Raw genomic sequence first — 21,204 nt, 5'->3', positions numbered from 1 at the left:
GCGCCTGTACCTGGCCATCGCGGCGATCTTCACCGCGCTCGTCATGGTCTGGTCCAACGCGGCCACGGCCGACAGCTACGAAGGCGTCGCCAGTTGCGCCGGGTCCACGTGCCATGGCCGCAGCGAAGGCGACGGCAAGGTCGTGCGCCAGGACGAACTGCGCATCTGGCAGGAGCCGTCGAGCGAGACCGGCGCGCACAGCCGGGCTACCGCGGTTCTTGCCACTCCGCGCGGCCAGCGCATCGCTGCGGCCCTGGGGCTGGGCAATGCCGCTTCGGCACCCGCCTGCCTTGGCTGCCATGCCACCAATGCGCCCAATGCCGCGCGCGGAGGACGCTACCTGGCCGCCGATGGCGTAGGCTGCGAATCCTGCCATGGCGCAGCTTCGGGCTGGCTCTCCAGTCACTATGCGATGCCGGCCACCCATGCCTCGAACGTCGCGGCAGGCATGATCCCGCTCGAAAAACCGCAAGTGCGCGCCTCGGTCTGTCTCGATTGTCACTTCGGCAGCGACAAGCCGGGCCAGTTCGTCACGCATTCGATGATGGCGGCGGGGCACCCGCGCGTGTCGTTCGAGCTCGACCTCTTTTCCTCGCTGCAGGCCCACTACAACCTCGACGCCGACTACGCGAAGCGCAAGGGAAGGCTGGACAGCCTGCAGCTCTGGGCCGTGGGCCAGGCCGAAGCGGTCAAACGCTCGACGCGCCTGTTCACCAATGCCTCGCTCGCCACCGAAGGCATGTTCCCGCAGTTCTATTTCTACGACTGCCATTCCTGCCATCGCCAGATCACCGACAATCCGGCTGCGAAGCGCACGTTCGAGACCAATCCCGGGCGCCCGATCCCCTTCGGCAACCCGCCCTACAACGACGAGAACATGATCATGCTCTCCGCCGTCGCATCGACGCTCGCGCCCGGTCAGGCCGCCCGCTACGACGCCGCCGCCAAGGCCTTCCACGCCGCCATGGCGCAGGGCCGCCCGCAGGCCGCAGAAGCTGCCAAAGCTTTGTCCTTCGCCGCCGGTACACTGTCTGATGCGTTGGCCGGTCGTCACTATTCGAACGACACCGCGTTCCAGGTCATCGCGACGATTGCCGGCAAGGCGATCACCCCGCGCCTGACCGACTACACAGGTTCGGCGCAGGCGGTCATGGCCGTCGACACCCTGCTCAACGCGCTGGTCCGAGAAGGCCGCATCACAGTGGGTGCCGCCGCCGGCATCCGCACACAGATCAACCGGGCCTATGCCGCCGTTTCCGCGCCCGAGAAATTCGATCCCGGCACTTTCCGCGCCGCACTGGGCAATGCTGCCCGCTCGATCGAGGCCCTGCGCTGATGCGCTGGCGGGGGGGCACCATTGCAGCGCTCGCGGCCACGCTCATGCTGGCGGCCTGCGGCGGAGACGACGGCGGCTCATCGGGCGGCAGTTCCGGCGGTGGCAGTTCTTCGGGCGGCGGCAGCTCGGGCGGCGGTTCCTCGGGCGGCGGAACCACGCTGGAGGACTATGTGGCCCCGGCACAGCTGTCGCTGAGCAGTGCAAACGTCGGCAAGATCGTGGCGCAGGCCGCGGCGCAGGCCAACCAGTCCGGTCATCCCTCGGTCATTGCCGTGGTCGACCGCGTCGGCAATGTCCTTGCCGTATTCCGCATGGCCGGCGCCCCGGCCAATGCCAAAATCCCCGATGCGCCCAATGGCGACAACATCGACATCCAGGGCCTGTCCGTTCCGGCCGAGGCCGCCGCCATCGCCAAGGCGGTGACCGGCGCCTACCTGTCAAGCGCGGGCAACGCCTTCACCAGCCGCACTGCCAGCATGATCGTGCAGGAACACTTCCCGCCCGCCCCCAGCACCGTCGGCCTGGAAAGCGGGCCACTGTTCGGCGTGCAGTTCAGCCAGCTTCCCTGTTCGGACTTCGCATCGCGCTTCAAGGCTTCCGGCACCGATGCGCTGATCGGGCCCAAGCGGTCACCGCTCGGCCTCTCGGCAGACCCAGGGGGCTTTCCTCTCTACATTAACGGCGTGCTCGTGGGCGGCATCGGCGTGAGCGGCGACGGGGTCTACGGCCTCGACGACAACGTGCTCGACACCGACACCGACTTCGAGGAACAGATCGCGCTGGCCGGCACCGTGGGCTTCGAAGCCCCGGAGGCGATCCGCGCCAACCGGATCTACGTGGACGGCACCCAGCTGCGCTACTCGGACGCGACCTATTCCGGCCTGTTCGACGTCGCCGGCGCAACATACGCGCAGACCGCCCCCGCGCTGGGCAGTCTCGTCGCTGTCAAAGGGTACTTCGAAACCGCAGCCCTGCGCGCCGGCACCGCTTATGGCTCAGAAGCCTCGGGCATCCGCGCATCGACGACCTCCGAGTTTTCCGACCGCGACGCGTTCGTCCTGACCAACGGCAGCGGCGCGAACCGCTACCCGATCCGCGCGGGAACCGACGGCGCCGACATCGCCCAGCCGATCACGGCGCAGGAAGCCACGGCGATCCTCGAGGAAGCCTTCAAGGTCATGTCGCGCGCACGCGCGCAGATCCGCCAGCCGCTCGACAGCCGGGCGCAGGTCTCGATCTCGCTCGTCGATACGCGCGGAGAGGTGCTGGGCATCGTGCGCTCTCCCGATGCCCCGATCTTCGGCACCGACGTCTCGCTGCAGAAGGCGCGCACCGCCACCTTCTTCTCCGGCGCGCAGGCCGGGGCGCAGCTTCTGGGCGATCCCAGCAGCGACGTGCAGGCCTTCGTCGGCAAGGTGCGCACCTTCCTCAATGACCAGAGCGCACTGACCGGCACTTTCGCCTTTGCGGACCGCTCGGGCGGCAACCTGTCGCGCCCCTATTTCCCTGACGGCGAAGTCGGCAATCCCAATGGCCCACTCTCGCGCCCGATCGCGCAGTGGAGCCCGTTCTCCACCGGCCTGCAATCGGCGCTGGTCCTGACCAACCTCGCCCAGCACCTGCAGTACGTCACCGGGGCAAGCGCCACCGATACGCAGCAGCGCTGCACTTTCCTGCCCGACGTCGCCACGAACCAGAACCGGCTGCAGAACGGCATCCAGATCTTCCCCGGTTCGGTCCCGGTCTATCGCGGCAACGTGCTGGTCGGCGGCATCGGCGTATCGGGTGACGGTATCGACCAGGACGACATGATCAGCTTCCTGGGCAACCACAATGCCGGCGTGCGCCTGGGCACCACCGGCAATGCCCCGGCAGCGATCCGCGCCGACCGGATCGTCGTCAACGTCAACGGCGCGATGGTGCGCCTGCGTTTCGTCAACTGTCCCTTCGCGCCGTTCCTCGACTCCAGCGAACAGAACGTCTGCGAGGGCCTGTAACGATGGCCCTGCCGGTTCTTCTTGTCCCCATGGTGGCGGCGCAGGCCGCGCCGCAGGAAATCCCCGAGCCCACCTTCGGGCAGGAGGATACGCAGCCCGAGCAGCCGATCCTCGAACCGCCGGGCACCGAGACCGCCCCCGAAGACGTCGATCCCGGCGTGATCGACGGCCGCCGCCGTCCCGGCTACACCCCGCCGCTGCCCGAGCGGGTGACGCAGAACAACGAAGGCGCGGTGCGTGCGCCCCCGCCCGAGGCATTTCCGACCGACCAGGTCCCGATCCCCGACCGCTGGCGCCTGATCGAGACGCTGGGCGTGGTCAAGGAACGCTGGTTCGACCCCTATCACCAGAACACGCTGAAGGGTGACCGTCCGCTCGATCCCAAGAAGGTCAAGTGGCTGCCGATCAAGGGCGACGACTGGTTCTTCGGCCTCAACCTGATTTCCGACACCGTTCTTGAACCGCGCACCTTCCCGATTCCCGTGGGCGTGCAGACGACCGAGCGACCGGGTTCCATCGACGTCTTCGGCAAGGACGCCAGCCTCGTCTTTTCGCAGACCTTCATCCTCGGGCTCGGCCTGACCAAGGGCAATACCGCGTTCAAGCCGCCCGCAGTCGAATACCGCGTCGCGCTGGCGTTCAACTACAACTACGTCAACGTGCCCGAAAAGCGCGTGCTCTTCGTCGAGCCGAGCAAGCCCTCGCACCGCTCCGACCATTTCGTCGGCGTGCAGGAAGCCTTCATCGACTATCACCTGCGCAACACCTCGGACCGCTACGACTTCGATTCGGTGCGCGTGGGCATCCAACCGTTCCAGGCAGACTTTCGCGGCTTCCTGTTCAACGACAACCAGCTTGGCATCCGCTTCTTCGGCAACCGCGACAACAACCGGGTGCAGTACAACCTCGCCGCATTCTGGCGGCTGGAGAAGGACACCAACTCGGGCCTCAACTCGGTCGTCCAGCGCCCGCGCGACGATTTCCTGTTCGTCGCCAACATCTACCGCCAGGACTTCCTGATCCCGGCGCTGACCAGCCAGTTCACCGTCGCGTACAACCGAAACCGCGAGGCAGGCCGGGTCGAAGTGGACGATAACGGCTTTCCGGTGCGCCCGGCCCTGCTCGGCACCCTCAAGGGCCGGGACTACGACGTCGTCTACCTCGGCTACAACGCCGATGGCCGCATCGGCCGGATCAACCTGACGGCATCGGCCTATGGCGCGCTCGGCCAGGACCGCAACAGCTTCTTCACCGACCGCAAGGCCGACATCCGCGCCTTTTTCGGCGCCGCCGAACTGAGCTACGACAAGGACTGGATGCGCTTTCGCCTGTCCGGCCTCTACGCCACCGGCGACGGCGATCCTTACGACAACAAGGAAACCGGCTTCGACGCGGTGTTCGAAAACCCGATCTTCGCGGGTGCCGACACCAGCTACTGGATCCGCCAGACGATCCCCTTCGCCGGCGGCGGCCGCGTCATTGGCGTCAACGGACGCAATGGCATCCTCAATTCGCTGCGCTCGTCCAAGGAACAGGGCCAGTCGAACTTCAACAACCCGGGAGCCGTACTGGTCGGCGCGGGCGCGGACTTCGACCTGACGCCCGAGTTCCGCCTGTCCACCAACGCCAATCACCTGTGGTTCGAGAACACCGCAACGCTGCAGACGCTGCGCAATGAAGGCTCGATCCCCAGGGACATCGGCTGGGACCTTTCCGCCGCCGCGATCTGGCGCCCCAAGGCGACGCAGAACATCGTGGCGCGCCTCAGCGCCGCCGCCCTCGTCCCGGGCAAGGGCTTCCGCGACCTGTTCGACAACGCCGAGGGCAACCGGAACTACTACTCCGTCCTCGCCAACATCATCGTGAGTTACTGATGCAGCGCCTCAGCCGGATATTCCTCGCTTTCGCGCTCCTGCTGGCGCTGGCCATCCCTGCGGGCCGCCTTCTCGCCAGCGAGGAGGAAAAGCCGGTCGAGCGCGACTACTCGCTGGTGCGCGCGCCCGCTGCGCCCGCTGGCCAGTCGGCGGCGGACATGGATGCCAAGTCGGCGGGCTGTCTCACCTGCCACACCGCCAGCGATGCGCCCACGATGCACGCGACGCCTGCAGTCAAGCTGGGCTGCACCGACTGCCATGGCGGCAATGCGCGAATCACCGGGCGGCCGGAGCTGGGCTTCGATCACCCCGACTACATCGCCGCGCGCAACAAGGCGCACGTGCTGCCCAAGTTCCCGGAGAGCTGGCACTGGCCGAGCGCGGCGAACCCGCAGCGCAGCTATACCCTGCTCAACAAGGAAGCCCCGGAATACATCCGCTTCGTCAATCCCGGCGACTACCGCGTCGCGCGCGAGAGCTGCGGCAATTGCCACCTGCCCGCGATCGAAGCGGCGGAACGCTCGCTGATGGCCTCGGGCGCGATGCTGTTCGGCGGCGCGGCCTATAACAACGGCATCGTCCCCTACAAGAACTACATCTTCGGCGAAGCCTATACCCGCGACGGCGAGCCGGCGAAGATCGTATCGGCCGGCAACCCGCCGGGCACCGTCACCGCCGAACAGAAGGCGCGCGGTGCACTGGCCGCGCTCTATCCGCTGCCGCGCTGGAACGTCACGCCTCCGGGCGACGTGTTCCGCGTGTTCGAACGTGGCGGACGCGTCATCAACTCGACATTCGCCGAAGTCGGCCTGCCCAACCCGACCGGATCGATCCAGCGGCTCGAGGAACCGGGCCGCCCGGACATCAAGCAATCGAACCGCGGCCCCGGTACCGGCCTTCGCGTGGCGATCCCCGTGCTCAACCTGCACAAGACGCGCCTCAACGATCCTTACACCTGGTTCATGGGCACCAACGACCAGCCGGGCGACTATCGCTCTTCGGGCTGCACCGCGTGCCACGTGATCTACGCGAACGACCGCGAACCGCGCCACTCGCTGATCTACGCCAAGCTCGGCCGCGACGGGCAGACGGTCACCAGGGACCCGACCATCGCCGCACTCAAGAGCCACGGCAAGGGCTATGGCGAAGACGGGCACGGCTCGCTCAAGACCGGGCACGAGGACGACGGTCACGGCATCGCCAAGCCCGCCGACGACCGCGAGAAGGGGCACCCGCTCCAGCACGTGTTCACCCGGGCGATCCCGACCGCGCAGTGCATGAACTGCCACATGCACCAGCCCAACATCTTCCTGAACAGCTACCTCGGCTACACGATGTGGGACTACGAGGCCGATGCGCCGAAGATGTGGCCGGAGAAGCAGAAGTATCCGAGTGCCGAGGAAGTCCACAAGGTGCTGGAACGCAACCCCGAGGGTGCATCGCCCAAGGGCAAGTGGGCCGACCTCGACTTCCTGCGCAACGTCTACGACCTCAATCCGGAACTGAAGGACACCCAGTTCGCCGACTATCACGGCCACGGCTGGAACTTCCGCGCGATCTTCAAGCGCGACCGTGAGGGCAACCTGCTCGATGCCGGCGGCAACCAGGCGACCTGGGGCACCGACAAGGAACACATCGTCTCGCCCGACGATCCGGAGAAGTGGCGCAAGAAGGGCGAAGGCAAGTTCGTCCCCGTCGGCACCAACCCGGGCAAGAGCGTCCACATGATGGACATCCATGCCGAAAAGGGCATGCAGTGCGCCGACTGCCACTATTCGCAGGACAGCCACGGCAACGGGCTGATCTATGGCGAAGTCGCCAACGCCGTCGAGATCGGCTGCAAGGACTGCCACGGCACCGCCGACGCCTATCCGACGCTGCTGACCAGCGGTCCGGCTGCGCCGCCCAAGGGCACCGACCTCGCCCTGCTGCGCAACCCCGACGGCAAGCGCCGCTTCGAATGGACCGCCGACGCCTCGGGCCGCAAGCACCTGATCCAGCGCTCGATCGTCGATCCGGACCTTTCGTGGGAAGTCTCTCTGGTCAAGGACGCGGTCGACCCCGCCTCGCCCACTTTCAACGCCAAGTCGGCGCGCGCCAAGCTGATGAGCAAGTCCGGCGCGGACGACGGCAGCTTCGGCTTCGGCCCCGGCGTGCCGATGAGCGACCGTGCCCACAAGGACGGCGAGATGGCGTGCTTCACCTGTCACCTCTCGTGGACCACGAGCTGCGGCGGCTGCCACCTGCCGATCGAGGCGAACTGGAAAACCACGCTGCACCACTACGAAGGCGAGGAAACCCGCAACTTCGCGACCTACAACCCGCAGGTCGCACGCGACGAAATGTTCCAGCTGGGCAAGCACATGACGACCAAGGGCTCGCAAGTCGCCCCGATCCGGTCGACCTCGGCGCTCGTCCTGTCCTCGACCAACGTCAACCGTGAGCGCATCTACATCCAGCAGCCGCCGATCAGCGCTGCGGGCTTCTCCAGCCAGGCCTTTGCTCCCCACTTCCCGCACACCGTGCGCCTGACCGAAACCAAAACCTGCACCGACTGCCACCTGTCCGAAAAGGACGACAACAACGCGATCATGGCCCAGACCCTGCTGCTCGGGACCAATTTCGTGAACTTCGTCGGCCTCAATTCGTGGGTCGGACTCGACGGCGGCTTCGAGGCCGTGCGCGTCACCGAATGGGACGAACCGCAGGCCGTGATCGGTTCGTACCTCCAGAAGTACGCCTACCCCGACTACTACAAGCTCCACGTCGAGCAGAACGGGCGCGAGCTGAAGAACTGGACGCGCGGCAAGGCCTTCGACAAGAACCTGTCGGGCGAAACCCATCCCTTCGAGCAGTTCCGCAACGTGACGCAGGGTACCAGCGGCGAAGTCGGCTGCCTCCAGCTTCGCGGCGAATACATGTTCGTGGCCGAGGGCAAGGGCGGCTTCGAGGTCTATGACGTCGCCTCCGTGGCCAACAAGGGCTTCTCCGACGCGGTCGTCTCGGCGCCCTTCTCACCGCTGGGCCACAACACCCACGTGAAGACCAAGAACGCGACCTGCATGGCGCTGGCGACCAACCAGCCGGTTGCCCCCACGCGCAACCGGACGATGGAAGCGACGATCCTGAAGGACGACAAGGGCCAGACGCTCTACAAGGCCGACGGCACACCGTTCACGCTGCGCGACGCCAACCAGGAACAGGCTTTCGAGCCGATCTACAGCTACGCGGTCATCACCGACAGCGAAGAGGGCCTGATCCTCGTCAACATCGACACGATGGCCGATGGCGAGTTCCGCAACAACAAGCTCAAGCGCGCGGTGACCTGGAACCCGGATCACGTGCTCGACGGTGCGCGGCACATCGTCCTGGCGGGCGAAGTGGCCTACATCACCGCCAAGGCCGGACTCGTCGTCGTCGACCTGCACGACCCGCTGCACCCGCAGCTCTCGGCCGTACGCCCGCTTGAGGACGCGCGCGCCAGCGCAGTCCAGTTCCGCTACCTGTGGGTGACCGACAGGGACGGCCTCAAGCTCTTCGACGTCACCAACCTGCGCAACCCGATCGCGGTGCCCCAGGCAACCGTGCCGCTGGCCGATGCCCGCCGCATCTACGTCGCACGCACTTACGCTTATGTCGCGGCCAAGCAGGACGGCCTCGTCATCGTCGACGTACGCAGCCCGCCCAACCCGCGCATCTACCGGAAGGTGACTTTCGACGGGCAGCTCAACGATGCCGAAGACGTCATCGTCGGTTCGACCAATGCCTCGCTCTTCGCCTATGTCGCGGACGGCCGGAACGGCCTCAAGGTCCTGCAGCTCACGTCACCGTCGAGCCAGCCGAACTTCTATGGCTTCTCGCCCGCGCCCAAGCCCGAGCTGATCGCATGGGCCAGGACGCCAAGCCCGGCCCGCGCCCTCTCCAAGGGCCTCGACCGCGACCGCGGTGTCGACGAGACCGGTGGCCAGATGGCCGTTTTCGGTCGCCTGGGCTCACGCCCCTTCACCCGCGAGGAAATGGAGCGCCTGTTCGTCAACCGCCGCGGCGTGCCCTTCAAGGTCACCGACGAGGTCGACATGAGCGTGTGGATACCCAAGCGCTGAGGCAGCCTTGAACTTGGGCTGAGGGCCTTGCGCTCCCGGCCTTCGACAGGCTCGGGGCAAGCGGGGAGCTTGAATCGGGGTGGCTTGCCTCGTCATGGCGAACGGCCGAAGGCAAGGTGGGCATGTCGCCGGTCCCGAAGCGCTTCCGGAACCGCGCCCGAGTCAGTCTCAGTCGGGCCGTTCGCCCACGATCACGCGCACCACTTCCTGGAACGCCTCGTCATACCGCGCCAGAGCATCGAGCGCGCCGACGGGTTCGGTGTGCGAGACGAGACGGCGGCCATCCCAGCGATGCAGGGCATAGACCGGTAACTCGGCGGAGATCATCGCGCGTCCGTCCGGCCTGTCCGGGTCCACCGGGTTCAGGTCGAGCGCAACCGTCGCTGCGGTGGAGCCGACCACGGTGACCGGGATGCCTTCCCACAAGGTGTGGATCGGGCGATGCAGGTGCCCGGCAACGATCCCCTTGATCTGGGCGTGGCCCGAGACGGCTTCGATCAGACGGGCGATCCACGGTTCGCGCTCGTCGCTGTCGAGCCAGTCGATCCCGCTTTCGAACGGCGGGTGATGCATGGCGATGACCGTCGGCCGATCCGGGTACGCCGCCAGTTCCGCGGACAGCCACGCCGCCCGTGCCGCGCAGAAGGCGCCGCCATGACGGCCTTCCTCCAGCGTATCGAGTACCAGTACCCGCAGCGGGCCGAGATCGATCGCGTACTGCACGAAACCGCCATTGTCCGGGCAGTCGGGAAAGGCTTCGAACATCGCCGCGCGCATGTCGTGGTTGCCCACCATCGGTGCCACCGGGAACGGACAGTCGCGCACCATCTCCGCCAGCCGCGTGTAGCTTTGCAGGTCGCCGAACTCGGTCATGTCGCCGGACATGAGCAGAAGATCGGGCCGGTTGGGCCCATCCACCAGGCGGTCCAGCACCGCTTTCAGGCGATGCGTGTTGTAGCCCCCCGTTTCGCTTCCGCTGAAACCGATGTGCAGGTCCGTAATCTGTGCGATCAGCACTTTGGCATCCTTGTGAAGCCTGCGTTGATGCCATTCATGGGCCTTACTCCCTCCGAAGTGCGACCTTCTTAGGAGATGACGGGTTGACGTCCGGTTTCCGGTCCGCCGAACCCGTCTCGGTGATGTGATAACCATGACACATCGCGCAGCTCGATGGCACCTTTGATTTGGGTGCGTCTTCACCGAGATGGCACGTGCGGCAGGTCTTGATCCCCGGCAGCAGCACGTCACTGGCACTGGTCGAAGTGTCCGCCGCATGGCAGGTGGTGCACTTCTCCTGCTTGTGCGCGGCATGGTCGAACCAGCCGTGGTCGAAATAACGCATCGGCTGCGATACCGGCACGACGCCGGGCCGACCGTTGATCCGCGTCGGGCGGTGACACTCGCCGCAGATGCCGTCCTTCGACAACGCCACGTCGAGCTGCAGCCCCGGCCAGGCGCCGCCGGAATATCGGAACTGGTATAGCCCGCCCTCGGCATATTCGCCCGGACGCTTGCGGTTGGAAACCAGCGGCTTGCTGTGATCCCACTTCGCCGCCAGCAGGTCTGCGGTCAGCTGCTCGACATCGCCGTGGCGCAGGCGGCGCACGATGCCGCCGACGCGTTCGTAGGCAAGGCTGTGGCAGCCTTCGCAGTCACGCTCCATGTCGATCGGCTTGAAGCGCACGCCCTCCTCCGTCTTGCGGTGGCAGTCCTTGCACTCCAGCCCGTTCGCACCGTAGCCCCTTTCGGTCCCGATGTTCTTGGCCATGCGCGCAACGCCGCCCATCGGATCGAGGTGAAGCTTGTGCGGGAAAGTCAGGCCGTTGTCTTCGCGCAGCTTCTTGTCGAGCGAGACGAAGGCCGGATGCCGGGTCACCGGATCGGTGATCACCCGCGCAGTGAACTGCGGGTGGAGCTTGCCGAAATCGCCGGCATCGCCCAGCCGCGTGTCGGGCAGGTTGCTCTTGAGCTGACCGTGGCAATCGGCGCAGAACTGCTGGCTGGGCGCGGTCAGGCGGGTCGGGCCCTTGTGCTCCGAGTGGCAGTCCTGACAGGCGCCGGGCCCTTCCTTGCCGAAAGCATGGGCGACCTTCCACAAGGCCGCCTGACCCAACGGCAAGTTGCCCCGCGCCGAGGCCAGACGCGCTGCCGGTGCATGATCGTGCACGTCCTTGTGGCAGCTGCGGCAAGTCTCGTCCCGCACGGATTCGAACGGTTTGACGTGGCAGGCCACGCACTTGTTGGCCAGCGAGTGGTGGGCCAGGCTCAGTTCGCCCGGATTCCAGCTGCCGTCGTTGATGACGGTGCTCTTGTCCGCGACCTGCGGCCCTTTCACGCTCATGAGGTTGGTCACGATCGGCAGGGCCAGGAACGCCAGCACGATAACCACGGCCAGCGCCCATGACATGCGCCGCTTGCCCGGCAACACGCCGCCCAGCGAGAAGCCGCGCTTCTCCTCGAGGTTGCCCGAGCGGGTCGCCGCCGTTTCCGCCTTGCGGATGGTGAGCAGCACTGCGCCGTCCTCGTCCTGCGAGACGGTGATCCGGTAAGTGCCGAAGCCCAGCTCGGCGCCGCCGAGGCTGTCGATCGAGGCGGAGCGCGTTTCCGCGCCGTCGACAACGAAGCCGAGCGTGCCAACCGCCTCGACGCGCAGCCGCCCGCGGGAAACGACGGACACTTCGGCATGGCGCGGCTCGACGGCGAGGTCGGGCAGGTGAATGGTGTTTTCGGCCGAGCGGCCGATGGTGAGTGTTTCGCCGGCAATGTCTCGGTCGCGGACGATTTCGCGTCCGGTCGCGGTCTGCTCGATCTGGCGGATCCTGAAAGTCATGCCGCCCTCACCAGTAGTAGAACACGGAAACGATATGGGCGGTCAGCGCCGCGAGCAACGCCATCGTGGCGGGAACATGGACGTAGAGCCACACCTCCAGCATGGCCTTGAGCCGCATGTGTCGGCGCATCCTTTCGAGCTGGGCCTTGCGCCGTACCAGCAGCTTTTCCACCCGCTCGATCTCCGGATCGGCAGAGCCGGAAAGCGCCAGGCCTTCCAGTGCCTTCTGCGTCGCGCAGCCCGAATAGTGGCCCGAGAGGCGGCGCAGCAGGCCCGGCGAGAACGGGTCCTCTTCCAGTGCGGCCAGCACCAGATCGGAGGGTCCGCGCGCAAGCGGCTGCGCGGCTTCGTGGAGCTGGCGGTCGAGCGCGCGAATGGCGTCGACCATCTGTCCCTGCGTCATCTGTTCACGATTGGTACTGAGCGCGGTGGGCAGCGAGGCATAGGCCCAGATGCCGAACATGCCCGAGACAATCACCAGCATCATCAGCGCATAGGCCAGCGTGTGGACGTTCCAGCCCAGCTGGAAGCCGGTGTGCAGCGTCGCCACGACGATCAGCGAAAGGCCGAGGTAGACGTGGGCCGAAGTCCACGCCTTGAGCGACCAGCGTCCTTCGGTGATGGCGCGCTTGCGAATCCCCAGCAGCGACAGCCAGACGATCAGCAGGGCGCCGATGGTGCCCAGGGTATAGCCGATCCAGGTGCCGCCACCGGGGCGCGGCTTGGGATCGGTCAGGAAATAGGCGGCGATGCACACCACGCAGAGCGCGGTCGCGATCTTCATCCAGCGGAACCCGCGATGACGCAGGAAACCCTCGTGATCGCTGCGATATTCCCGGTTGGCGACGTGGCCGGTTTCGGATGCGCTTGCCATCATTCGCCCTCCGCCAGCTTGGCGACCGAGAGGAATGCCTCCGGCGAAACGCGGATCGCCGCCCCGGTGGGACAGGCGCGAACGCAGGACGGACCGCCCTCGATCCCCGCGCACATGTCGCATTTGATCGCCTGCTTGGGCCGCTCGACGCCATCGGCATGCGCCTTGCGCCAGGCCTTGCTCGGCTCACCCGGCCCCGGCCCCTTGCCGAGGAACAGCCACGAGAGGATCGAGGGCTTCTTCGGCGGGACCGAATCCATGCGGATCACGCCATAGGGGCAATTGCGCTGGCAATTGCCGCAGCCGATGCAGGTCTCGTCGATGAAGACTTCGCCGTCGGGGCCGCGCTGGATCGCATTGGGCGGGCAATCCGCCATGCAATGCGGATGTTCGCAGTGACGGCACGAAGTCGGCACATGGAGGTGCGCATAAGTGGTCCCCGCCTCGCGGTCGAGCCGCGAAAGGCCGTCGTGACTGTCGGCGCAGGCTTTCTCGCAGTTGTCGCAGCCCACGCAGAGCGTCTCGTCGATCAGCAGGACGTCGGTCGCCTCGCCGATGCCGTTGTCGACAAGGAACTGCGCGGTCTGGGAATACATGTCGACGACGCTGGAGAAGTTCTCCTTGCGCCCTTCGACGAAGGTATTGATCTCGCGCCGCCGCTCCATCTCGGCGAAGGCCTTCTGCTTGAGCTGCGGCTTGCGCGCCAAGAGGCGCACGAAGGCTTCACCCGGCAGGCGGATCACTTCGGACTTGATCGCCGATCGCACTGTCGCGGAACGGCGCGAACCATCGATCACCGCCATCTCGCCGACATAGGCGCCGGCCGGAAGATAGCTGAGGAACACCGGCTTGCCGCCGATCTGGCGCTCGACGATCATCGAGCCGCGGCGGATGATGAAGATGTCGGTGCCTTCCTCGCCTTCCTTCATCAGCACTTCGTTGGCGCGCAGTTCCCTGACTTCCGCGCCGTCGACCAGTTCGGCGATGTCTTCCGGCGTGAGGCCCGAACCGAAGATCTGGAGCAACTGGCGCTCGATGGCGATGCGGTTGACGACCTTGGCCGCGGCCGGGGCCGTCGCCATCATCTTCAGCGCGGCGGCGCGCGAGAGTTCGACAACGATCAGGTCCTGCGCCGCACGTACGGTGGACCCGCGGCGACGGCCGGAAATCAGGCCGACTTCGCCGAAGATGGAGCCCTGCCCGATCGGTACGGTAATCGAGGGATCGTCCTTGTTGACCTCGACCGCGACCGAACCGTCGGCGATGGCGAAGAGCGAGGAGCCAGGCTCGTTGCGCTCGAACACCGCCTCGCCCTTGCGGAAGGCGCTGACATCGGAATCGAGCATCAGTTCGCGCAGCTGGAGCGCTGAAATGTCGCGGAAGATCTCGATCCGGCTGCCGAACAGTTCAAGCCATTCGTCAACGCTGCGCTGGCCCGGCAGGGTCGCGAACTTTTCGGCCAGGATCGGTTCGTCGGCAGGCTTGAGATCGGTATTCCCGTTGAGGAACTCGACGACGTCATAGCCCTGGTTCATGCAGTGCTTGATCAGCGGATAGCCCGCCAGTGCGCCGATGACGTGGATGCCCGGGCGCGTCGTCTCGAACACCGGCGACAGCACCGGGAACGCCTCGCGCTCGGGACTGGTGAACTCGATGCCGCAATCCTCGACGAACTTGCGCGGCGGGGCCGAGCCGGTGCGCGCGATGATGCGGTCGCAGCGAATGGTTTCCTGTCCGTCGCGCGTATCGAGAACGAGTTCGCCCGGCCGGACTTCAGCCGGGGTCGTCTCGTTGCGGATGATGATGCGCCCGGCGGCTTCGGCTTCGGTCAGCAGCTTGACGTTGGCTTCCTTGGCACGCGCGAATTCGGTGCCGCGGTTGAGGATCGTGACGACATTGCCCTGCGCCGGATCGGCGGCGAGGCCCAGGGCGTTCTCGATCCCGGCGTCACCGGTACCAACGACCGTGATGTGCTCGTCCACATATTCGGTCGGATCGTCTAGCTGGTACTGGATATGCGGCAGGTCGGCGCCGGCGCAGCGCAGGCGGTTGGGGTTGCCCTGCGTGCCGATGGCCAGGATCACCGCTTCGGCCTCGATGGTGTCGCCGCCCTTGAGCGTCAGGACGAACGCGCCCTTTTCGCCTTCGATCTTAGTCACTTCGGCATTGTAGCGCACGGTGACCGCGTTGCTGGCGGCCTGCTCGTCCCAGATCCCCAGGATCTGCTCACGCTTGCCCGCATCGAACTCGAAATCGGACCGCAGCACCAGCGACGAAGGCGTCGCCATGACGTGCTTGCCCTTCTGGTACTTGAAGATGGTATCGGACAAGTGATCGGTCTTTTCCAGCAGGACATGCGACATGCCCAGCCTGGCCGCCCTGCCCGCCGCGCTCATGCCTGCAGGGCCGGAGCCGATAATTGCGATACGGACGCGATCTTTCACAACTTCCCCCTCGTCGTGCCGACCGAACATTGCAATGCCACACGAAAAACCGCATTTGCCCAAAGCTGATCCGTGGCCTGCCCCCTCAGCCGACAATACTGTAATGAATGGGAAATCGCGATGACACAACCGACGACGACAATATTTCGTCCGCAAAGAATCGCTCTGGTAATTGCAGGACTTGTCGCAGCAGGCGCTGTCGGAACCGCGATACTGCGCGATGACGAGGTTAACACTGCGTCAGGCAACGCGGCCATGGCCGCTTCAGCGTCTTTGCCGGCCAGTGCCTCGATCGACGATCTGGAACAGGCGACCAGGGATTCGCCCAAGGATTCAGCCGCCTGGCAGCGACTGGGGCTGGCGTATTTCGAGGCGGCGCGATTCGCCGAGGCCGCCAATGCCTATGGCAAGGCAACCGAGCTGGCGCCGGGTATTGCCGTCCTGTGGTCTGCGCTTGGCGAGGCACGGGTCATGGCCAGCGATCGCGACCCGATGCCGCCGCAAGCCGTCAGCGCTTTCGAAAAGGCCATCGCCATCGACCCCAAGGACCCGCGCTCGCGCTACTTCATGGCGGTGAAGCGCGACCTGTCCGGAGATCATCAGGGCGCTGTGAACGACTGGCTTGCCCTGCTCGAAGACAGCCCCGCCGATGCGCCGTGGCGCAGCGACCTCATCCGCACGATCGAACAGGTCGGCAAGATTCACAAGATCGACGTTGCCGACAAGCTCGCCGCTGCGGACAGGAAGGCTGCCTCCAGCGCACCGATGGACGCTTCGCTCCCGGTCGCAGCCCGCGGCATTCCCGGGCCCACTGCACAGGATCTCGCCAATGCCTCGCGCCTGGCACCAAGCGAACAACGCAACATGGCCGATGGCATGGTGGCAAGCCTCGAACAGCGGTTGGCAAACGATCCTTCCTACATCGACGGATGGGTCATGCTGATGCGCAGCCGCCGCATGCTCGAGCAACCGGAAAAGGCGCAAAAGGCTCTCGCCGATGCCATCGCCGCCAATCCGGGCAAGGCCGATTATCTGCGCCAGCAGGCCGGAATGCTCGGCATTCGGGAGAAATAGGAGCACCGCGGGGACTGGAGGATCAGCCCTCCCGGCGTTCGTCGCGCGCCCTTTCCGCCGGTGGGAACATCTCCACCAGCAAGCCGAGAATGCCGAGGTTCACGCCGGGCGCCAGAACGGCGGCCGCCAGTGAACCCAGCCCTGCGCGGTCGGCCAGCAGGTTCCACGGCAGGCCCAGCGGCATGAGGAAAGCGCCCGAGAGCGGGTCCTTCTCCTGCCCGAACCAGCCGAACGTGCCCACAGTCAGCGCCAGGAGCGCGAGAATGTAGAGCAACAGAAATATCCCGAAGAGCCATCTCATCTTCGTATTTCTCCATGGCATTGCAACTGGCCGCAAACAGACATCGCAGGGCACGCGCAAGGCTTCAAAGGTTGCCCTCGCTACCGGTGTACATGACCTCGACAATGGTGCCGTCGCGATTGCCCCTGCACAGCCACGGGGCCTGAGCCCCTCGGACATTCACGTATATCTTTACCGTCGGCCCGCTTTCATCGATGCGCCGCGTGCCGATGACGGTCGCGCGGGTCACATCCCCCACGCTGGCAAGGCACTTGGATTCAAGGCCGCTGAGCCCGCCGGCGAGGTCACGAACCGGCGGCGTCTCGGGAATGCGCGGCCCGGCTTGGGCGACTGGCGACGGGGCCGCAGGCGGCTCAAGCATTGCAACCGAGGCTTCGCTGGCGATGGCCATAGGCTCGGCATCGGTCGTGGCCTCCTCGCTTGGCGGCACGAGCGGCTTTTCGCCACTGCCCGTACCGCAGCCTTCCGAGGCGAGCGACAGACCGGCAAGAATAGATATCCCAAGGCCATGACGGGCGACGCGCGCAATCATGGCCGGTACCGCGCCATGGTGACAATTTTCCGCCCCCTGCCCATCTCGGTGGTTATGCAGGCAGGGGACGGAAAGTCATGAGAGGGACGCCGCCCTGCGGGGACGACCTCCATCAGGCCCTGTAAGCCGGGCTCGATCGCCAGAAAGTCTGCCGGAGAAGAAGCGCTCGGTCGCCCGACGAATGACGGCGACGCACTTCGAGCATCGACGCTCCCGAAAAAAGAATAGTCCTGCCGCGTCACTGCTTCTCTCTCCATTCTTCAAGGAAAGGATCGCATAGAGTTCAGAGTCTTGTCAGGTTAATGCGGGCAGTCATCCAGTTCAACGCAAAACAAGTCTGGTAAACCGGGCACTTAAGAAAAGCACCCAGATCAGCTCTTTATTTCTATATTTACTTGGAAAGCACCCGCGACACGCGACAGGCCGACTGCCTTGTCGCAATTATACAATTTTCCGGCGACAACTCACGATCAGCCACCTTCGGGCTTCTGCGGTAATGACGGAAATATGCCGAAATTCGCGATCGGCAATCAGTTTCGCGCCGAGGGAAGTCCCGACGCCAGAAACGAGGAGCTTTGCAGTTGCCTTGATTCCAGCGCCGGGACCAGTGCCGTACCGGCTACGCAATAGCAGGGGGGCTTGTACCGGCCGGCGTTAACGGATGAATCATCAGCGGGTCATGGCGCTAGTCTGACTTGACGATTCCCCTCGTGGCAGAGCGTCGGACAGTTGGTTTTATCCGCGAATGGGGTCTTCACGGCCGTCAAATTCAAGACGAATTGGGAAGCACGTCTCATCAGGCTGCCCCTCACTCTTCCACTAACCATGGAAACTATCATAAGTTATAAGAAGCGGCGAAACGAATTCGTCCCAAAGCAACAACGATTAAACTTATTTAACAGCAGAAAGGCGCCAGTTTCGCGCGCGGGGTCTGCTCGAACTCGCGAAGAACGTCACAATTTCCGGCAGCACAACCGGCGTGGAAGTCGGGATAGCGCAAGGATCGCGAACTTGCCGGAGCACCTATCGCGCGATCCCCGCCCAGGCTCGCTTAACGGTTGGGCAAGGCCTTGAGCACGAACTGCATGCAGACCAGGATCAGCGCCACCGCGAACGTATCGGCGAACAGGTCTCCCCATTCCGCATCGCGATGCAGCGCAGGAATCATTTGCACCACTTCGATCAGGCCACCCACGACCACCAGGCCGAGCGCCAGCAGCAACCGGGGAATACGCGGATAGGCCAGCGTCCCCAGGATCGCCAGACTCGCAAATGCCGCCATGTGCTGGATTTTATCCGGCACGATGCCGTGCAGGTCGTTGGAATTGGGCAGGATCGCCATGAAGATGGCAAAGCCCATCGCCGTCCAGAAGGCTATTTTGAGATATTTTTGCACCGCAACATTATCGACGAGCCCGATACCGACTTCAATAGGATTTCGCTTCAATACGACTGCGATTTATTATCGCTTCGCCTCCGTCCGCGACCTTGCCCCAATCCCTGGCCTGCCGCCCTGCATCCCCATCGACCGGGTCGAAATCATCGACGCGGACATGGCCTGGCGGCGACCGCCGCGGTTCATCGCACGTGGCCTGCAAGCGCATCTTCAGGATCGAAAATTCGCAATCGCCCCACAGCCGAGGACTGAATCTCGCGAGGAAATGGCGCGCCCGGCAGGGTTCGAACCTGCGACCCCAAGCTTAGAAGGCTCGTGCTCTATCCAGCTGAGCTACGGGCGCGCACGCGGGTCCCCATAGCGCGGTTCTTGCGCCGCGCAAACCGCGAGTCCTGTTGAAAGTCCCCTTTGCCTGCACGGCGTTGCAGGTTACGCACAGGAGATGAGCACGCAGCCCGACGCGCACCGCAACCTGACCCGTCTCGACGGACAAACCGGCGCCCGCCGCCATTTCCGCTATTTCGACTACGTGATGACCGCCTTCGTGGTGATCCTGCTGCTGTCGAACCTGATCGGGGCGGCCAAGCAGGCGCAGGTCGCGCTGCCGTTGGTAGGCACGATCACGTTCGGGGCGGGCGTGCTGTTTTTCCCGATTTCCTACATCATCGGCGACGTGATGACCGAGGTCTACGGCTACGCCAATGCACGCCGGTGCATCTGGGCCGGATTCTTCGCGCTGCTGTTCATGGTCGTCATGTCGCTGGTGGTCGTCAACATTCCCGCAGCGCCGGACTGGGCGCTTGCCTCGGCCAGCTACATGGTCGCGGGCAAGGAAGTGACTGCGCCCAACCAGGCGGCCTACTACGCGATTTTCGGGCAAACGCCGCGGATCGTCTTCGCCTCGCTGGTCGCGTTCTGGGCCGGTGAATTCGTCAATTCCTTCGTGCTGGCGCGGATGAAGGTGCTGACCGCGGGCCGCTTCCTGTGGATGCGCACGATCGGCTCGACGATCTTCGGCGAAGGCGTGGACAGCGCGCTGTTCTATCCGCTCGCCTTCCTCGGCGTTCCCGGTTTCACGCCGCACACGGTCGCGATGCTGGCGCTGACGCAATGGATCATCAAGACGCTGTGGGAAGCGGTGCTGACGCCTGCCACCTACCTTGTCGTCGGCTTCCTCAAGCGGCGCGAGGGCGTGGACGTCTATGACGACAACACCGACTTCAACCCCTTCGCCAAGACGGAAGCGGTGTAAGCCTGCAAGCGGGGTCGCAATGACGGCATTGAGCGGCTAGGCACGCGGGCGATGGCCCTGGACCGCATCCTCCTGTCCCGTTTCCGCAACCATCGCGAGACCGCGGTGGAAGGCACGGCGCAGTTCAACCTGCTGGTCGGGGAGAACGGCGCGGGCAAGACCAATGTGCTCGAAGCGATCTCGCTGATGGCCCCGGGGCGCGGCCTGCGCCGGGCTGGCCTTGCCGACATGCCCGCGCAAGGCAGCGAAGGCGGCTTTGCCGTCAGCGCCTCCCTGATGACGCCGGATGGAGAACCGGTCCGGCTCGGCACCGGCGTCTCCGCCGAGCGCCCCGGACGCCGCCTCGTCCAGATCAACGGCGCCGAAGCTCCGGCGGTAAGGCTGGCCGAATGGCTCTCCATAGGCTGGCTGACCCCCGCGATGGACCGCCTTTTCGTCGAAGGAGCCGGGGCGCGGCGGCGGTTCCTCGACCGCTTGGTGCTGGCGGTGCGGCCCGACCATGCCGGGCACGCGACCCGCCTCGAAAATGCCCTGCGCGAACGCAACCGCCTGCTCTGCGACGACATGCCGCCCGATTCGCGCTGGCTCGATGCCATCGAGCTTCAGATCGCCGAAGCCGGCGCGGCCGTCGCCTCTGCCCGTGCGGATCTCGTCGCCCAGCTCGACGCGACGCTGATGGCCCTGGCGGATTCTCCCTTCGCGCGCCCCTCGCTCGCCTACCAGCCGGGCGGTCCGATCGAGGCAGACGCCCTGGCCCGCGCCTTGCGGGAGGGACGGCCGCGCGACCGGGCGGCACAGCGCACCCTGACCGGCCCGCACCGCGACGAAGTGGCGGTGACCATGGCCGGCAAGGGCCAGGCCGCCGCCGAGTGCTCGACCGGTGAACAGAAGGCTATGCTGATCGCAATCACGCTCGCCCACTCGCAGCTGCTGGAAGATACCAGCGGCAGCCGCCCGCGCCTGCTGCTGCTCGACGAAGTTGCCGCCCATCTCGACCCCGTGCGCCGCGAAGCCCTGTTCGACCGCCTGCGCGCGGGCTCAGCGCAGGTCTGGCTGACCGGAACCGAACTCGCTCCCTTCGATGCCATTGCGGCCGAAGCCGCCGTCTGGGAAGTCCGGGCCGGCGCGGTCCGCCGGTTGGGGTAAGAGGAGCGGCTTTACCCGCCCATCCTGCGCAGGGATGATGCCTGA

14 protein-coding genes and 1 tRNA gene are annotated in these 21,204 nt (G+C 65.5%); 7 read left to right on the top strand and 8 right to left on the bottom strand.

Going from position 1 to position 21,204, the window contains the following annotated elements:
- The first annotated feature begins 43 nt into the window (after positions 1 to 43).
- The 4 genes from B5483_RS15140 to B5483_RS15125 are packed head-to-tail and all read left to right on the top strand — an operon-like array spanning position 44 to position 9,310.
- Entirely contained in the window at positions 44 to 1,336 is a 1,293-nt protein-coding gene (locus tag B5483_RS15140) for a multiheme c-type cytochrome (protein ID WP_054946186.1), read from the top strand.
- Positions 1,336 to 3,333: a heme-binding protein gene (locus B5483_RS15135; protein WP_079731033.1), complete on the top strand. Its 1,998-nt coding sequence runs from the start codon at positions 1,336 to 1,338 to the stop codon at positions 3,331 to 3,333. Before B5483_RS15140 ends, B5483_RS15135 begins: the two co-directional genes overlap by 1 nt.
- Before the next feature lie 2 nt (positions 3,334 to 3,335).
- The gene (locus tag B5483_RS15130; RefSeq protein ID WP_079731032.1) at positions 3,336 to 5,207 is read left to right on the top strand and encodes a hypothetical protein; all 1,872 of its coding nucleotides are present in this window, start codon (positions 3,336 to 3,338) and stop codon (positions 5,205 to 5,207) included.
- Positions 5,207 to 9,310: an LVIVD repeat-containing protein gene (locus tag B5483_RS15125; protein WP_054946162.1), complete on the top strand. Its 4,104-nt coding sequence runs from the start codon at positions 5,207 to 5,209 to the stop codon at positions 9,308 to 9,310. The genes B5483_RS15130 and B5483_RS15125 overlap by 1 nt, the downstream gene beginning before the upstream one ends.
- Positions 9,311 to 9,478: 168 nt before the next feature.
- Here the strand turns inward: B5483_RS15125 and B5483_RS15120 are convergent, their stop codons facing one another.
- From B5483_RS15120 to B5483_RS15105, 4 genes are read right to left on the bottom strand one after another with little or no spacing between them, the layout of a single operon-like run.
- Positions 9,479 to 10,327 (bottom strand): phosphodiesterase, encoded by an 849-nt coding sequence (locus tag B5483_RS15120; RefSeq protein ID WP_054946161.1) that lies wholly within the window; start codon positions 10,325 to 10,327, stop codon positions 9,479 to 9,481.
- A 43-nt stretch (positions 10,328 to 10,370) separates the two neighbouring features.
- A complete protein-coding gene (locus B5483_RS15115) occupies positions 10,371 to 12,140 on the bottom strand; it encodes a cytochrome c3 family protein (protein WP_079731031.1) in 1,770 nt (589 codons plus the stop codon).
- Between the two features lie 7 nt (positions 12,141 to 12,147).
- The gene (locus B5483_RS15110; RefSeq protein ID WP_054946159.1) at positions 12,148 to 13,014 is read right to left on the bottom strand and encodes a hypothetical protein; all 867 of its coding nucleotides are present in this window, start codon (positions 13,012 to 13,014) and stop codon (positions 12,148 to 12,150) included.
- Positions 13,014 to 15,488, bottom strand: coding sequence for a cyclic nucleotide-binding domain-containing protein (locus tag B5483_RS15105; RefSeq protein WP_079731030.1), 2,475 nt, complete (start codon positions 15,486 to 15,488; stop codon positions 13,014 to 13,016). The genes B5483_RS15110 and B5483_RS15105 overlap by 1 nt, the downstream gene beginning before the upstream one ends.
- Before the next feature lie 90 nt (positions 15,489 to 15,578).
- Here B5483_RS15105 and B5483_RS15100 point away from each other — a divergent pair, with 90 nt between their 5' ends.
- Positions 15,579 to 16,532, top strand: a complete 954-nt coding sequence (locus B5483_RS15100) for a tetratricopeptide repeat protein (RefSeq protein ID WP_079731029.1) — start codon at positions 15,579 to 15,581, stop codon at positions 16,530 to 16,532.
- Positions 16,533 to 16,554: 22 nt separating this feature from the next.
- Here the strand turns inward: B5483_RS15100 and B5483_RS15095 are convergent, their stop codons facing one another.
- From B5483_RS15095 to B5483_RS15080, 4 genes are all read right to left on the bottom strand, one after another.
- Positions 16,555 to 16,833, bottom strand: coding sequence for a hypothetical protein (locus B5483_RS15095; protein WP_176168074.1), 279 nt, complete (start codon positions 16,831 to 16,833; stop codon positions 16,555 to 16,557).
- Between the two features lie 64 nt (positions 16,834 to 16,897).
- Positions 16,898 to 17,365, bottom strand: coding sequence for a hypothetical protein (locus tag B5483_RS15090; protein WP_079731027.1), 468 nt, complete (start codon positions 17,363 to 17,365; stop codon positions 16,898 to 16,900).
- Positions 17,366 to 18,416: 1,051 nt separating this feature from the next.
- Positions 18,417 to 18,761, bottom strand: a complete 345-nt coding sequence (locus B5483_RS15085; RefSeq protein WP_079731026.1) for a hypothetical protein — start codon at positions 18,759 to 18,761, stop codon at positions 18,417 to 18,419.
- Positions 18,762 to 19,027: 266 nt separating this feature from the next.
- Positions 19,028 to 19,104 (bottom strand) — tRNA-Arg (locus tag B5483_RS15080).
- 99 nt (positions 19,105 to 19,203) lie between these two features.
- Here B5483_RS15080 and B5483_RS15075 point away from each other — a divergent pair.
- Positions 19,204 to 20,013: a queuosine precursor transporter gene (locus B5483_RS15075; protein ID WP_054946153.1), complete on the top strand. Its 810-nt coding sequence runs from the start codon at positions 19,204 to 19,206 to the stop codon at positions 20,011 to 20,013.
- A 51-nt stretch (positions 20,014 to 20,064) separates the two neighbouring features.
- Entirely contained in the window at positions 20,065 to 21,159 is a 1,095-nt protein-coding gene (recF, locus tag B5483_RS15070) for a DNA replication/repair protein RecF (protein ID WP_079731025.1), read from the top strand.
- The last annotated feature ends 45 nt before the right edge of the window (positions 21,160 to 21,204 follow it).

The organism is Novosphingobium mathurense (assembly GCF_900168325.1).
In the GTDB taxonomy this organism is placed as follows: Bacteria; Pseudomonadota; Alphaproteobacteria; order Sphingomonadales; family Sphingomonadaceae; genus Novosphingobium; species Novosphingobium mathurense.
Note: the sequence above shows the minus strand (reverse complement) of the source record. Positions and strands in the feature narration are given on the sequence as shown.